This window comes from Halalkalibacter akibai JCM 9157 (assembly GCF_000513135.1).
In the GTDB taxonomy this organism is placed as follows: Bacteria; Bacillota; Bacilli; order Bacillales; family Bacillaceae_D; genus Halalkalibacter; species Halalkalibacter akibai.
On record NZ_BAUV01000012.1, the window covers coordinates 1 to 15,442 of the forward strand.

9 protein-coding genes and 3 pseudogenes are annotated in these 15,442 nt (G+C 38.4%); 11 read left to right on the forward strand and 1 reads right to left on the reverse strand.

The features are described 5' to 3' along the window. The first annotated feature begins 28 nt into the window (after nucleotides 1-28). The 9 genes and pseudogenes from pheS to JCM9157_RS08920 all read left to right on the forward strand — a co-directional run bounded on the left by pheS (nucleotide 29) and on the right by JCM9157_RS08920 (nucleotide 12,147). Nucleotides 29-1,063 (forward strand): phenylalanine--tRNA ligase subunit alpha, encoded by a 1,035-nt coding sequence (pheS, locus tag JCM9157_RS08885; protein ID WP_035664120.1) that lies wholly within the window; start codon nucleotides 29-31, stop codon nucleotides 1,061-1,063. A 12-nt stretch (nucleotides 1,064-1,075) separates the two neighbouring features. Beyond that, nucleotides 1,076-3,498, forward strand: a pseudogene (pheT, locus tag JCM9157_RS08890) (phenylalanine--tRNA ligase subunit beta). A gap of 317 nt (nucleotides 3,499-3,815) precedes the next feature. Continuing rightward, entirely contained in the window at nucleotides 3,816-4,091 is a 276-nt protein-coding gene (gene zapA / locus JCM9157_RS08895) for a cell division protein ZapA (RefSeq protein WP_035663997.1), read from the forward strand. A 1-nt stretch (nucleotide 4,092) separates the two neighbouring features. Further along, nucleotides 4,093-4,632 carry a CvpA family protein gene (locus JCM9157_RS08900; RefSeq protein ID WP_035663998.1) on the forward strand — a complete coding sequence of 180 codons (540 nt, stop codon included), beginning with the start codon at nucleotides 4,093-4,095 and terminating at the stop codon, nucleotides 4,630-4,632. 111 nt (nucleotides 4,633-4,743) lie between these two features. Further along, nucleotides 4,744-6,477: a DNA polymerase/3'-5' exonuclease PolX gene (gene polX, locus JCM9157_RS08905; RefSeq protein WP_035664000.1), complete on the forward strand. Its 1,734-nt coding sequence runs from the start codon at nucleotides 4,744-4,746 to the stop codon at nucleotides 6,475-6,477. Nucleotides 6,478-6,501: 24 nt separating this feature from the next. Beyond that, nucleotides 6,502-8,858: pseudogene (locus tag JCM9157_RS08910) on the forward strand (endonuclease MutS2). A gap of 14 nt (nucleotides 8,859-8,872) precedes the next feature. Beyond that, nucleotides 8,873-9,286 carry a DUF350 domain-containing protein gene (locus tag JCM9157_RS08915; RefSeq protein WP_035664002.1) on the forward strand — a complete coding sequence of 138 codons (414 nt, stop codon included), beginning with the start codon at nucleotides 8,873-8,875 and terminating at the stop codon, nucleotides 9,284-9,286. 640 nt (nucleotides 9,287-9,926) lie between these two features. Then, nucleotides 9,927-10,122 (forward strand): annotated as a pseudogene (locus JCM9157_RS24370) (transposase); the annotation flags it as partial. Between the two features lie 318 nt (nucleotides 10,123-10,440). Beyond that, on the forward strand, nucleotides 10,441-12,147 hold the full coding sequence (locus tag JCM9157_RS08920; RefSeq protein WP_035664004.1) for a long-chain-fatty-acid--CoA ligase: 1,707 nt from the start codon (nucleotides 10,441-10,443) through the stop codon (nucleotides 12,145-12,147). A gap of 59 nt (nucleotides 12,148-12,206) precedes the next feature. Here JCM9157_RS08920 and JCM9157_RS08925 read toward each other — a convergent pair whose 3' ends face one another. After that, the gene (locus JCM9157_RS08925) at nucleotides 12,207-12,863 is read right to left on the reverse strand and encodes a hypothetical protein (RefSeq protein ID WP_148296840.1); all 657 of its coding nucleotides are present in this window, start codon (nucleotides 12,861-12,863) and stop codon (nucleotides 12,207-12,209) included. Between the two features lie 168 nt (nucleotides 12,864-13,031). On the opposite strand from JCM9157_RS08925, the gene JCM9157_RS08930 reads away from it, so the two are divergent. Both JCM9157_RS08930 and fadR read left to right on the forward strand, forming a co-directional pair. Then, complete coding sequence (locus JCM9157_RS08930) at nucleotides 13,032-14,738, forward strand: AMP-binding protein (protein ID WP_035664008.1); 1,707 nt, start codon at nucleotides 13,032-13,034, stop codon at nucleotides 14,736-14,738. A 99-nt stretch (nucleotides 14,739-14,837) separates the two neighbouring features. Then, entirely contained in the window at nucleotides 14,838-15,422 is a 585-nt protein-coding gene (fadR, locus tag JCM9157_RS08935) for a fatty acid metabolism transcriptional regulator FadR (RefSeq protein ID WP_035664010.1), read from the forward strand. Nucleotides 15,423-15,442 lie beyond the last annotated feature (20 nt).

Here is a 15,442-nt window from a genome sequence, read left to right on the forward strand (position 1 = left end):
TTGTTCAAATTTAAAGGAGGCACTCCAGATGCGTGAACGATTAGAAGCTTTGCGAGATGAGGCATTAGCGAAAGTCGCTGTAGCTGAAGATGTAAAAGCATTGCAAGAAGTTAGAGTTGCTTATTTAGGCAAAAAAGGACCTATTACCGAAGTGTTACGAGGAATGGGAAAACTATCAGCAGAAGAACGTCCTTTAATTGGTCAAATGGCGAATGACGTTCGTGATGCCATTAAAGAACAGGTAGAGAAAAAGGAAGTTGAATTAGAACAAGCGGCGATCGAGCAACAGCTTGCGACAGAGAGCATTGATGTAACCTTGCCAGGCCGTCCAGTACAAAGTGGCTCAAGCCATCCGCTAACTTCCGTTGTTGAAGAAGTAGAAGAGGCATTTATCGGTCTTGGTTTCTCAGTTGCAGAAGGACCAGAAGTAGAAGTTGATTATTATAACTTTGAAGCTCTGAATCTGCCTAAAGATCACCCAGCACGTGACATGCAAGATTCATTTTATTTTACGGATGAACTATTACTAAGAACACATACGTCACCTGTTCAAGCAAGAACAATGGAATTACATAAAGGAAAAGGACCAGTTAAAGTTATTTGCCCTGGAAAAGTGTTCCGTCGTGATGATGATGATGCGACACATTCTCATCAATTCATGCAAATTGAAGGCTTATTTGTAGATGAAAATGTACGAATGAGTGATTTAAAAGGTGTATTAGAGCAATTTGCGAAATCTTTCTTCGGAGAGGATCGTTCGATTCGCTTACGTCCAAGCTTTTTCCCATTCACAGAGCCTTCTGTAGAAGTAGATGTTTCTTGTGGAATGTGTGGCGGAAAAGGCTGTCGTATTTGTAAACAATCAGGCTGGATTGAAGTACTTGGGGCTGGAATGGTTCATCCGCGCGTACTTGAAATGAGTGGATTTGATTCAACGAAGTACAGTGGCTTTGCTTTTGGTATGGGAGTTGAGCGTTTAGCAATGCTCAAATACGATATTGATGATATTCGTCATTTCTACACAAATGATGTTCGTTTCTTAAAGCAATTCAAACGGGTGTAAGGAGGAGTTTGCATGTTAGTCTCATATAAATGGTTACAAGATTACGTTGATGTTAAAGAGCATTCAGCTCGTGATATAGCAGAAAAAATGACTCGCGGTGGGATTGAAATTGATTTCGTTCATTCTCTTAACCAAGGAATCTCAGGTGTTGTTGTTGGATTTGTAAAAGAATGTACTCAACATCCTAATGCCGATAAACTAAATGTATGTCAAGTGGACATTGGTGAAGAAGAACTTGTTCAAATTGTTTGTGGAGCAAAGAATGTAGCGCAGGCCAACATGTTGCGGTTGCAAAAGTAGGAGCCGTTCTTCCAGGTGATTTTAAAATTAAAAAAGCCAAGTTACGCGGCGAAGTGTCACAAGGCATGATTTGTTCCCTGCAAGAGTTAGGGATCGACAGCAAGCTAGTTCAAAAAGAATATTCAGAAGGCATTTATGTGTTCAAAGATGAAGTGGAAGTAGGAAGCTGTGCTCTTTCTGCTCTTAACTTAGATGATGAAATTCTTGAATTAGATTTAACACCAAACCGTGCTGATTGTTTAAACATGTTAGGTGTTGCATATGAAATTGCTGCTTTATATGAAAAGGAAGTTACGTTACCTTCAATTGAAGTGAATTCAAACGAGGAGAATGCAGCGGATTATATTGACGTAAAAGTGGAAGCGAAAGAAGATAATCCATATTATGGCGCTCTTATTATTAAAGATGTGAAAGTAGGAACGTCACCACTTTGGCTACAAAATCGTTTAATGGCAGCGGGCATTCGTCCAATTAGCAACGTTGTTGATATAACGAATTACGTATTGCTCGAGTACGGTCAGCCTTTACATGCCTTTGACTATGATCTTTTTGGTTCCAAGGAAGTGGTAGTCCGCCGCGCTAAAGATGGGGAAACGATTGTCACATTAGATGATCAAGAAAGAACACTTTCAAGTGATCATTTGGTTATTACAAACGGAAAAGAGCCTGTAGCGATTGCTGGAGTAATGGGTGGAGCGACATTAGAAGTACATGCTGGAACGACAACTGTTTTGTTAGAAGCTGCTTATTTTGAAGGGGCAACAATTCGCAAAGCCTCTCGCGATCTTGGTTTGCGTAGTGATGCCAGTACAAGATATGAAAAAGGAATTGCACAAGACCGTGTATTAGCTGCTGGAAGACGTGCCGCTGCTTTAATGGCAGAACTAGCTGGTGGGACGATTGTATCAGGCGTAGTAGAACAAGATCTTTTTTCTTATGAACTTAAGACGATCGAATTAGATGTGAACCGAGTAAATAATCGTTTAGGAACTCAGGTTTCAACCGAAGAAGTTATGGCGCTTATGAATCGTTTAGGCTTTACTTATGACAATAATGGTGACGTGTTACAAGTAACGATTCCATCAAGGCGCCCAGATATTCAGATTGAGGAAGATCTAATGGAAGAAGTAGCTAGATTATATGGTTATGATCTGATTCCAACTACTCTACCAGCAGGGGCTACAACACAAGGAGCTTTAACTGAATACCAACAAAAAAGACGTCAAGCTCGCCGAACATTAGAAGGTTCTGGTTTATCACAAGTAATCACTTATTCATTAACTAGTCCAGAAAAAGCTAAAGGCTTTGCTTTTGAGATGAATCAAACACCTGTAACGTTAGCGATGCCTATGAGTGAAGACCGAAGCACAATGCGTACAAGTTTAATTCCGCATTTGTTTGATGTTCTATCTTACAACATTAATCGTAAAAATCCAGATGTGTTTGTGTATGAAATTGGATCAATTTTCTTAAGTAATGAGGAAACATTAACAAATCAACCTCTGGAAAAAGAAATGGTTGCAGGTGCGTTAACCGGAATGTGGATGGACCATGGTTGGCAAGGAGAAAAGAAAGCTGTTGACTTTTTCCTAGCAAAAGGAATTATGGAAAAACTTTTCGAAACGTTTGGAGTAGAAGAAGAAGTGGTGTTTGAACAAGCAACACTACCTGATTTGCATCCTGGAAGAACCGCTTTAGTGAAACTTGATGGCAAGGAAATCGGCTTTATTGGTCAAGTCCATCCTTCTCTTCAAAAACAATTAAATTTAAAAGAAACGTATGTGTTTGAATTGGATTTAGAAACGATTTTGAAGCATCAAGCAAAACCAGTTGTGTATCAGGCGTTGCCACGTTACCCTGCGATGACTCGCGATATTGCCCTTGTGGTAGATTCACACCGCTCAGCTGGTGAGGTTGAAACGGTCATTCATTGGGCTGGTGGGGAACTTCTAAAAAAGGTTCGTCTTTTCGACTTATACGAAGGAGAACATATGGAAGAAGGCAAGAAATCACTTGCGTTTTCACTAACATATCTTGATCCTGAGAGAACGTTGACGGACGAAGAAGTAACAAAAGCACACGGTGAAGTATTGAAAATGCTTGAGGAACACGTTGGAGCAACATTAAGAGGCTAACAAGCATTTTATAAATCTAAAGCTAATTAAAGGACTAATAAACCCTTTAGTTAGCTTTTTTTATATCAAATTGTAGTTTGAATTAAGCAGTGGGAATAGACGAAAATGTAGAAAACAACAAAGTATACGAAAAGCAGCCATTTAATTACATAAAATGCAAATGAAGGTCATACCATATTTTGAGAATGGAAAGGTTCAAAGGCATTTTTTCCAAATTTCTGCTATCTTTTGTTTCCATTATAAAACCTTCATGGTATGATAGAATGTAGGTTTTATATGTCAACTTTTGATTTAACTTGTAGATAGGAGGCTTTTCCGTGTCAAAACGAAACGAAAAGCAGCGGATAACGGTTTCAATTTATGGTCAACATTATACAATCGTCGGTGAGGAGCCTACCGCACACGTAAAAGAAGTGGCTCAAACAGTTGACCAGAAGATGCGAGAAATTAAAAAAAGAAACCCTTATCTCGATACTACACGGTTAGCTGTATTAACGGCAGTCAATATAGTTGATGACTACTTAAAATTAGCGAAAGAAAATGAAATGTTGAGAGAAAAAGTAGAGCAGGAAAGAACGACAGGAGACGAATAACATGCTTAGCTTTTTAATTCTATTTATCTTATTTTGTAGTTTTTTTATTGGTAGAAGAAGAGGGTTTATCCTTCAAATTATCCATCTAATCAGTTTCGTAGTGGCCATTGTAGTTGCTTATACATATTTTGGGGAACTTGCTACTTATATAAGGTTGTGGGTGCCTTATCCGCAATTTTCATCTGATAGCACGATGGGGATGATTATCAACACATTTGATGCAGAAAATGTGTATTACTCAGGGATTGCTTTTGCGATTTTATTTTTTGGAACAAAAATCATTCTACATTTACTTGGATCTATGCTTGATTTCCTTGCGCACCTACCTTTCCTAAGGTCGATAAATCAATTGCTAGGTGGGATATTGTGTTTTGTTGAAGCTTATCTTATTATTTTTGTGCTGCTATTTGTGGCAGCTCTTTTACCGATTGATTTCGTTCAACAGGCGATGCAAGGCTCAATTATGATTCAGTTTATGTTAAATAGCACTCCTTTTCTATCTGATTGGTTGAAAGAGTTATGGATCAATAACCAATTATAATTTAAGAAAATGTAGATTAACTATGTGAAAACAAAGCGTATTGGATGATTTTCTTTCCAATACGTTTTTTCTATGTACTTTCGTTGATTTTGTCTACCAACTATCGGTATGATGAAGGTAAGAAGAAAGGAACGATGGAAGATGAATAAAAAAGATGTCATTAAACACCTTGAATTAATCGGAACGTACCTTGAAATTAAAGGTGACAATCCATTTAAAATATCGGCTTATCGAAAAGCGGCACTTGCGCTTGAGTCAGATGAGCGTACATTGGATCAAATAGAGAACCCAGCTTCTTTGAGTGGAATCGGTAAAGGCACCGCAGAAGTAATTATGGAGCTTGTTCAAACGGGTAAATCAACCATCATGGAAGAATTACAAAACGAAGTACCGGCTGGACTTCTTCCTTTGTTAAAATTACCAGGGCTTGGTGGTAAGAAAATTGGAAAGCTTTATCAAGAGCTGCAAGTGGTCGATATGGACACGCTTAAACAGGTTTGTGAAGCAAAAGAGGTTCAAAAGCTGGCTGGTTTCGGTAAGAAAACAGAAGAGAAGATTTTAATTGCCATTAAAGAAGCTAATGAGCGCCCAGACCGTTTGGCACTTCCTTTGGTACTTCCTTTAGCTCAAGCTATTGAAGAAGCCCTTGCGAACATGGATGGAATTGAGCGCTTTAGCAAAGCGGGCAGTCTAAGACGCATGAGTGAAACGGTTAAAGATTTAGATTTTATCATCTCAACCACTAATCCAGAAAAAGTAAAAACACAATTATTGGAGCTTGAGTCGATTACGAAAGTTGTGGCAAGTGGAGATACGAAGATTTCTGTTGAAATCACACTGGATTTGCCTATCTCAGTTGATTTTCGTCTTGTGAAGCCTCATGAATTTGCAACGACTCTTCATCATTTTACTGGTTCTAAGAATCATAATGTAAAAATGAGACAGCTTGCTAAAAAACGCGGGGAAAAAATAAGTGAGTATGGGGTAGAAAACGTTGAAACAGGTGAAGTAAAAACATTTGAATCAGAAGAAGCATTCTTTGCTCATTTTAATCTAGATTGGATCCCTCCAGAAGCTCGAGAAGACCAAGGAGAAGTCGAGAACGCGTTTGACTATATTAAAGACGAAGATATTGTCAGTGATCTTCATATGCATACAACCTGGAGTGACGGAGCACATTCGATTGAAGACATGATTGAAGCTGCTAGGAAAAAAGGATACCAATATATTGCAATCACTGATCATTCTCAATACTTGCGTGTAGCGAATGGATTATCTGTTGCTCGTTTGAAAGAACAACACGCCCGTATTAGAGAGCTAAATGACCAATATGATGATATTACGATTTTTACTGGAATTGAAATGGACATTCTACCAGATGGATCACTCGACTATGATGATGAAGTTTTAGCTGAAGTTGATTTTGTAATTGCGGCGATTCATTCCTCATTTCAACAGGATAGAGAAACGATCATGAAGCGATTAAGAACAGCTCTAGAAAATAAACATGTTGATTTAATTGCCCATCCAACTGGCCGAATACTAGGCAGAAGGGATGGCTATGATGTGGACGTAGAGCTCTTAATTGAGTTGGCGAAAGAAACGAACACAGCACTTGAATTAAACGCTAATCCCCACAGGTTAGATTTAGCAGCACACTGGTTAAAAAAAGCAGAAGAAGCAGGAGTTACGATAGCTATTAATACAGACGCTCATCATTTAGAATCTCTTGATTTAATGGTTTATGGTACTGGTGTCGCTAGAAAAGCGTTGCTTAAAAAGGATTCGGTCATGAACACTTGGTCATTAGAAACATTCACGGCTTATTTGAACCGCTATGAATGATTGATTAGAGAAGGAGTTACTCATATGGAACGAGTTTTACGGGTACTAGAATTTGAGAAAATGAAAAAGCAATTGCTTGAACATGTTTCATCTTCGCTAGGTAGACAGAAAGTCGAATCATTACTTCCTTCTACTGATTTAGAAGAAGTTCAAAAATGGCAGTTAGAAACCTCAGAAGGGGCAAAGGTTCTAAGATTAAAAGGTCAAGCTCCTTTAGGTGGAATCACAGATGTTACTGCCCATGCTAAGCGTGCAAAAATAGGTGGAGCGCTTGCAGCACATGAGTTAGTCGAAGTAGCAAGTACGATTTATGGCGGACGTCGTTTAAGAAAATTCATCACTACGATGGTGGAAGAAGAGGAAATTGAGCTTCCGTTACTCTATTCATATTGTAGCGAGATTGAACCGCTAACTGATGTTGAACGTGAGATTAAACAATGTATAGATGATAATGGACACGTGATGGATTCTGCAAGTCCAGAGCTTAGGACAATTCGAGCACAAGTGCGGAGCTACGAGTCGTCAGTAAGATCAAAACTAGAAAGCATGACTCGTTCTTCAAGTACTCAGAAGATGCTATCAGATGCCATTGTGACGATAAGAAATGATCGTTTTGTTATTCCTGTTAAACAAGAGTATCGTAGTTCATTTGGGGGAATCATTCACGATCAATCAGCTTCTGGAGCAACTTTATTTATCGAACCGCAAGCAATCGTTGTCTTAAATAACCAATTGCGTGAAGCAAAAGTAAAAGAAAAGAAAGAAGTTGAACGAATCTTAGCAGCGTTATCGGTACAAGTTGCAGAGGTAGCTGATGAGTTGCTTCATAATCTCACAATCCTTGCTGTACTTGATTTTATTTTCGCCAAAGCTAGATATGCAAAACAAATTAGAGCATCAGAACCGAAGCTTAATGAAAAAGGCTATATCTTTTTAAAGAAAGCAAGGCACCCACTTTTAGAAGATGATGAAGTTGTCCCGATTGATGTTGAATTAGGAGGAGCTTATCGCTCTCTTATTATTACTGGACCTAATACGGGAGGTAAAACGGTTACGTTAAAAACAGTCGGGTTACTGACGTTAATGGCACAAGCAGGACTTCATGTTCCGGTAGAAGAAGAATCTGAAATGGCTGTATACAAGCAAGTATTTGCTGATATCGGTGATGAACAATCAATCGAACAAAGCTTAAGTACATTCTCTTCTCATATGACAAACATTGTAGATATTTTAGATAAAGTCGATTTCCAAAGCCTAGTTCTGTTTGATGAACTCGGTGCTGGTACGGATCCAACCGAAGGAGCCGCGCTTGCGATTTCGATTTTGGATGATGTATATAACCGCGGTGCTTGTGTTGTCGCAACAACTCACTATAGTGAATTAAAAGGCTATGCGTATAACCGAGAAGGAGCTATTAACGCGAGCTAGAATTTAATGTAGAAACATTAAGGCCGACTTATCGTTTATTAATTGGTGTGCCTGGACGAAGTAATGCTTTTGCAATTTCAAGGCGCTTAGGTCTCGATGAACGAATTATTGATAAAGCGAAAGAACAAATTGATAGTGAATCGAATCAAATTGAAACGATGATTGCTTCTTTAGAAACGAGTCAGAAATCAGCTGAGACCGATTGGGAAAAAGCGCAAGAGATCCGGAAAGAAGCTGAGCGTCTTCGTTCAGATTTAATCAAGCAACTAGAAGCTTTAGAGCAGGAAAAAGAACGAATTCTACTTGAAGCCGAGCAAAAAGCCGAAAAAGCGGTGGCAGAGGCTAAAGAAGAAGCAGAATTCATCATTGGTGAGCTAAGAGAAATGCAAAAAGAAGGACTGTCAGTGAAAGAGCATCAAATTATTGATGCAAAAAAACATCTTGAACAAGCAGCGCCAAAACTAACTCCTAAACAGAAGAAAATCAAGAAAGAAGCAGCTAAAAAACAAAACATTGAACTAGGTGATGAAGTTAGAGTTTTGAGTTTTGGACAGAAAGGCTTCATTGTTGAGAAAATAAGTGACAATGAGTTTCAAGTACAAATGGGTATTATGAAGATGAAAGTAAAACACGATAACTTGGAACTGTTGGATCGTCCAAAACAAGTAGAAACCAAACCACTTGCAATGGTTCGAGGAAATGACCATCATGTAAAAGCTGAACTTGATTTACGCGGAGTGAGATTTGAAGATGCGATGCTCAAAGTGGATAAATATATCGATGATGCTCTCCTAGCCGGGTACCATCAAGTATCAATTATTCACGGAAAAGGAAGCGGAGCTCTTCGTAAAGGGGTAAAACAACTTTTAAAGAAGCATCCACATGTTAAATCTGAACGAGATGGTGGAATGAATGAAGGTGGGCTTGGCAACACAGTGGTAGAATTAAAATAAGAGAGGCTTAAACTATGGAAGCATTATTTGAATACGAATGGATTCGAACAACGGCGTATTACAGCGTCTCTCTCCTGGCCCTTATTTTATTTTTAGCCATATTTGAGACGGTAACGAAATACAATAACTGGCAGGAAATTAAAAAGGGGAATATCGCGGTCGCTCTAGCAACGGGTGGAAAAATCTTTGGTGTAGCTAATATTTTCAGGCATTCTATTGGTTATTCTGATTCATTATTAACGATGCTTGGCTGGGGTGTATTAGGATTCTTTTTACTCCTTGTTGGCTATTTTATTTTTGAGTTCCTCACCCCTACCTTTAAAGTAGACGAGGAAATCAAGCGCGATAACCGTGCAGTAGGATTTATTGCTATGATTATTTCAGTCGGTCTTTCTTATGTTATTGGAGCTAGTATTATTGCGAGATAGAAGGAGCGTTTAATCAATTGGAACTATTAATGAAAATATTGTACGTAGCCTGCGGAGCATTTATTTTAGCTGGAATTATTTTTATGATATTCTACGCTCCATAAAAAAGAAGAAACTGTTGAGTCAATAGACTCGACGGTTTTTTTGATTTTAATGAAAGGTTTTTTTCGTATATTTTGTTTTTATGGGTTACGCGTCCTACGTATGTGTATGTTCGTTGCATGGCGCTGCAACTACTCGCTTTCCGCTGGGAGGGGCCGAGCCTGCCTGCAGGGTCTCACCCTGTCCTCTAAATGAGGCCATGAAAAAGTCCATATTTTTATCGTACAGTGACAAGGTTAATTTCATGAAAACTTTAGCCTGTCTAATCTCTCAAAAGCGCGATGGTAGACAGGCTATTGTTATAAGAGTGGGCTTTGATAAGTCGCTTCGAACCCGCTACCGGGATGGGGGACACGCTTTCCGCAGGCGGGCGTGGAACTAACCGGCTTCGCCGGTGGATTTCCACTTGCCCTTCCCTCCTGCAGGAGTCGGCCCCCCATCCCGTCCGCTATGATGAGAGGAAAGATAAAATTTTCCTTCTCTTCAATGTCCTAACTAGATTATTTTTATCAACCATTTCACCTCAGATGTCGATTAAGTTGAACGTTCGAAATTTGATATGTCATTCAAATACGCCTCAATATGGTGCCAGAAGAATCGGTCATTGACACAAGCTCGCTAACTAAATTCAGAAGGCTTCGCCTTAAAAACGAGGGTTTATTAGATAGCTAATTCACAGATCCTTAGAGATTGCCATAGAAAAGCAAATGATAAAAAGTAAAAGCATCATCGTTGTGTAGTGCTTGAAATTTGATATGTGATGATTTTTAGTGGAATGAAGCGGAAGGCACTTGACTCCTGCGGGAAAAGAGGGAAAGGTAAGACCACACAGACGAAACGTCGTGGGGGCTTAGCTTCCTCCCCGCGGAATGCAAGTGCCTGCAGCGCAATGAAACGGAGCATGAAGGACTTACAAAAATAAGTAAATAAAAAAAATTCACAAAAAAGACAAAAAAAGATTCAAAATTGTAAGCGATTACAATACAATAGAGATAGAGGAGATTGATTTATGAGAAAGGAGTAAGATCAAAGTAGTAAGGGGGAGATAGTAAATGACAACGGTTGAGAAGATTTGGCTAGACCATTATCCTGAGGAAGTTCCACATTCGATTGAATATGATGAGAGGTGTTTACACGATTATTTAAAGATATCTGCTGAGAAATACTCAACAAACACAGCTCTCCATTTTCTAGGTAAGGATATGACGTTCACGGAATTGTACGAACAAGCAAAGCAGTTTGCCAACCAGTTACAGACACTTGGTGTAAAAAAAGGTGACCGTGTAGCTATTATGTTAGCAAATTGTCCTCAAGGAGTCATAAGCTACTACGGAGCACTTATGGTTGGAGCAGTTGTTGTTCAGACGAATCCACTTTATGTGGAAAGAGAATTAGAACATCAACTCGTTGACTCAGGTGCAAAAGTAATCATTTGTTTAGATCTTGTCTTTCCGCGTGTTGAAAAAGTCCGTTCGAAAACCAAACTAGAACATGTCATTGTCACAAGTATTAAAGACTATCTACCATTTCCTAAAAATTTGCTCTATCCTTTTGTTCAAAAGAAAAACACAGGCATCAAAGTTGATATCGAATACAACAATAAAACAATCGCATTTAAACCGTTTCTAAAAGCTGGAAAAGCAACAGAAGTACATGTTGACATGGATCCTGTTTCTGACTTAGCTCTACTGCAATACACAGGGGGAACTACGGGTCCTGCTAAAGGGGTTATGCTAACTCACCAAAATCTAGTTGTAAATACATTGCAATGTATTCACTGGACATATAAAGTAACTCCTGGAGAAGAAAGAGGGTTAGCTGTATTACCATTTTTCCATGTATACGGTATGACTGTCAGTATGAATCTTGGCATTATGAACGGGCATACGACTGTCATTTTACCGAAGTTTGATCCAAAAGATGTTTTAAAAACGATTGAGAAACAGAAAATCACATTGTTTCCAGGTGCACCAACAATGTATGTGGCTTTAATTAATGACCCTAGTATTAAAGAACATAATTTGTCTTCAATTAAAGCGTGTTTAAGTGGAGCTGCACCACTTCCGTTAGAAGTACAACAGAAATTTGAAAAATTAACTGGAGGCAAACTTGTAGAAGGGTATGGGTTAACTGAAACATCGCCTGTTGCCATTTCAACGCCAATTTGGGGGAAACGGAAAACAGGAAGTGTTGGAATACCTTGGCCTGATACAGAAGCGGCTGTGTTATCTGCAGAAACAGGTGAACCTGCTGAAATAGGTGAAGTTGGTGAGATTGCTATTAGAGGCCCTCAAGTAATGAAAGGGTACTGGAATCGTCCCGAGGAAACGGCAAAAGTTTTCAAAGAAGATTGGTTCCTCACTGGTGATATGGGATACATGGATGAAGAAGGGTACTTCTTTATTGTTGACCGTAAGAAAGATATGATTATTGCTGGTGGCTTCAATATTTATCCAAGAGAAATTGAAGAAGTGCTGTATGAGCATGAGGCGATTCAAGAAGCCGTGGTCATTGGTGTGCCAGATGAATACCGGGGTGAAACCGTAAAAGCCTTTGTCGTATTAAAAGAAGGGAAAAATTTGACTGAAAAAGAACTGGATGAGTATTGTCGTAAGAATTTAGCAGCATTTAAAGTTCCGAGACTATACGAATATCGTCAAGAACTTCCTAAAACATTGGTCGGCAAAATTTTAAGACGGGTTCTTGTTGAAGAAGAAAAGCAAAAGCAAGTACCGAAAGAAAAGGTTAGCAACGAATAACTTAAATACAAACAGGTATCCCAAGGCTGGGATACCTGTATTTTAATGGCGTAAAAAATTTATAAATGAGGATTAGCCTCTGCCATTTGTTCTTCTCCAAACAAGTCGATGACACTTTCACTTTGATAAAGGATACGCACAAGACCTTTTCCTTCTGAAAAATAATAAACGGTCTCATCTACATAAACTGGAAGAACAGCAACATCTTCTCCACTCATAAGAATCGTTTCTTCCACTTCTTCTGTGGCTGAAAAAAAGAGTTGTTCCTTATTTTGTTCCTCGTATTGATACTCTTCTAAAACCAATAATGGATCTCGATCCTCCTCTTCAATAGCAAGTCGGATTGAATCAAAGGTAACCGTACCTTCTTGAAATTCATGGGTTATAAAGACCGCTTCAGCTTCACTATCAATCTTCAGAATCCGGTAGAAAGCTAATGCTTGACCTTGGTGTCCTTCGGCTAGAATGATTTGATCTGTTTTAGCTAAAAAATTCATTCCCTCCCCAAGACCTGTACCGTCGTGATACATATCGTAATCTGTAAAAGGTTGATAAGTATCAATAAGACGAGCAAATGTATCCACGTCGCTTTCCTGTTCTACTTTTATGTTATCTTGCTCAAGCTCCTGCTCTGTTTCTGGAGTAGATTCTGCCTGACAACCTACTAGAAAAATAACGACCAATAGAAAATTAAACAAACGTTTGATTAAAATCACCTCTACCCTTACTATTACCAGCTTTTATGCCTAGTATAACGAAAAAAAATGATCGAAAAACAAAAAAATAAATAAATAACTATTTAAAAATGAATGAACATTCATTACAATAGAGAGTAGAGAGGATGAAAGCTTGAAAGGAGAGAGGAATAAAAGGAGGCTGTTTACTTGACTACTACTGTAACTGAAAAAGAATGGGTTAATCGTTATGATAAAGAAATTCCAGGTTCAATTGATTATCCTGAACTAGCGCTACACGAACTAATTGAACAAGTAGCGAAGCGATCTCCTAACCATGTAGCACTTGAGTTTTTAGGAAAGTCGCTTACGTATAGGGAATTTAATCAATCTGTAAGACTATTTGCCAATCAATTACAAGCAATGGGACTAAAAAAAGGAGACCGAGTAGCGATTATGCTACCAAATTGTCCACAGGGTGTAATTGCATATTATGCTACATTACTAGCAGGTGGTATCGTAGTACAAACAAATCCGCTATATGTTGAAAGAGAATTGAAACATCAATTAATTGATTCAGGTGCTAAATTTATTTTATGTCTAGATTTGCTTTACTCAAGAGTAATGAAGGTAAAAGAGGCAACCAAAATTGAACATATTATTGTAACCGCTATCAAGGATTATCTGCCATTTCCTAAAAACTTAATTTATCCTTTTATACAGAAGAAAAATACGGGAATAACGATTGATATTACGTATAACGAACGGACTCACCGGTTTGTTTCACTTCTGAAAAAAGGTTCTGACAAGGTTGTTCCAGTTGAGGTAGATTCAGAAAGTGACCTAGCCTTGCTTCAATACACAGGAGGTACGACAGGTCTCGCTAAAGGGGTTATGCTTACCCATAAAAATCTAGTTGCCAATACGATTCAATGTCGACACTGGATGTATAAAATGAAAGAAGGACAAGAAAGAACACTGGCTGTACTTCCTTTTTTCCATGTGTACGGGATGACAGTTTCAATGAATTTAACACTGATTACCGGGAACACTTTGCATATCGTTCCGAAATTTGATGTCGAACAAGTGTTAAAAATCATCCATGAGAAAAAGATTACGATATTCCCAGGGGCTCCAACGATGTATATTGGATTAATTAATCATCCTGAGATGAAGAAATATAATTTAACGTCAATTGAAACTTGTATTAGTGGTTCTGCAGCGTTGCCTGTTGAAGTTCAAGATCGTTTTGAACAGTTAACTGGAGGGAAGCTAGTAGAAGGGTATGGCTTAACCGAAGCGGCACCTGTTACGCATTGTAATTTACTATACGGAGAAAGAAGAAAAGCAAGTATTGGTTTACCATGGCCTGATACAGAGGCTGTTATTCTTTCAATGGAAACAGGCGAACGTGCTGAACAAGGAGAAGTTGGTGAACTCGCTATACGTGGTCCTCAAGTGATGAAAGGTTATTGGAATCGGCCCGAAGATACGAAAGCTACTATGAATGGTGAATGGCTGCTAACAGGCGATATGGGATATATGGATGAGGATGGATTCTTTTATATTGTTGATCGCAAAAAGGATATGATTATCGCTGGTGGCTTTAATATTTATCCGCGTGAGATTGAAGAAGTTTTATATAATCATCCAGACGTTCAAGAAGCAGTAGCTATTGGAATTCCAGATGAATATCGCGGAGAAACGGTAAAAGTCTTTATCGTGAAAAAAGAAGGAACGACTCTTACTCAGGAGCAATTAAATGCTTACTGCCGAGAAAATTTAGCTGCTTATAAAGTGCCGCGTAAGTATGAGTTTAGAGATGAGCTTCCGAAAACCATTGTAGGGAAAATTTTAAAACGGGTATTAATTGAAGAAGAAAAGGAAAAAAAGAAATTAGAACAAAAAACTAGTTGAAATGATCAGATAAATAAAAAGAAGTAATTGACAATTCCAATCTTTTTCACTAAAATATAATATATGAATGAGTATTCATTCATTAAAGGAGAGAAGATAGTGGGAAAGAAAAAAGGACCAAAATACAACCAGATTATAGAAGCAGCAGTTAAAGTGATAGCAAGTCATGGCTACCATCAAGCGCAAGTATCTAAGATAGCAAAAGAAGCTGGAGTAGCTGATGGAACCATCTACTTATATTTTGAAAACAAAGAAGATATCTTAATTTCATTATTTGAAGAAAAGATGGGACACTTTGTTGAAATCATTCGCGAGAGAATATCTGCCGAGTTATCAGTAGAAGATAAGTTCTTAATTTTAGTTAAAACTCATTTTGAGCAGTTACAAGCAGATAAATACCTTGCGATTGTAACGCAACTTGAACTAAGACAATCAAATACAGAACTTCGTTTAATGATCAACAAAATTTTTAAAAACTATTTACTGCTGTTGGAGGAAATCCTAACAGAAGGAAAAGAAGCAGGTTATTTTTTAGCTGACCTAGATAACCGTTTAGCTAGACAAATGGTTTTTGGAACGTTAGATGAGGTCGTAACCAATTGGGTTATGAAAGATTGTAAATACGATCTACTAGCTTCAGCTGAGCCTGTACACAACATGTTGCTACGCGCGTTTCGCGCTTAGCTTCATGAAAGGAGAGTTGT

What these genes read in the sequence shown, in the direction of transcription:
- pheS (WP_035664120.1), top strand. Translation starts at nt 29, where the DNA reads ATGCGTGAACGATTAGAAGCTTTGCGAGATGAGGCATTAGCGAAAGTC.
- JCM9157_RS08900 (WP_035663998.1), top strand. Translation starts at nt 4,093, where the DNA reads ATGCTTAGCTTTTTAATTCTATTTATCTTATTTTGTAGTTTTTTTATT.
- polX (WP_035664000.1), top strand. Translation starts at nt 4,744, where the DNA reads ATGAAGGTAAGAAGAAAGGAACGATGGAAGATGAATAAAAAAGATGTC.
- JCM9157_RS08915 (WP_035664002.1), top strand. Translation starts at nt 8,873, where the DNA reads ATGGAAGCATTATTTGAATACGAATGGATTCGAACAACGGCGTATTAC.
- JCM9157_RS08920 (WP_035664004.1), top strand. Translation starts at nt 10,441, where the DNA reads ATGACAACGGTTGAGAAGATTTGGCTAGACCATTATCCTGAGGAAGTT.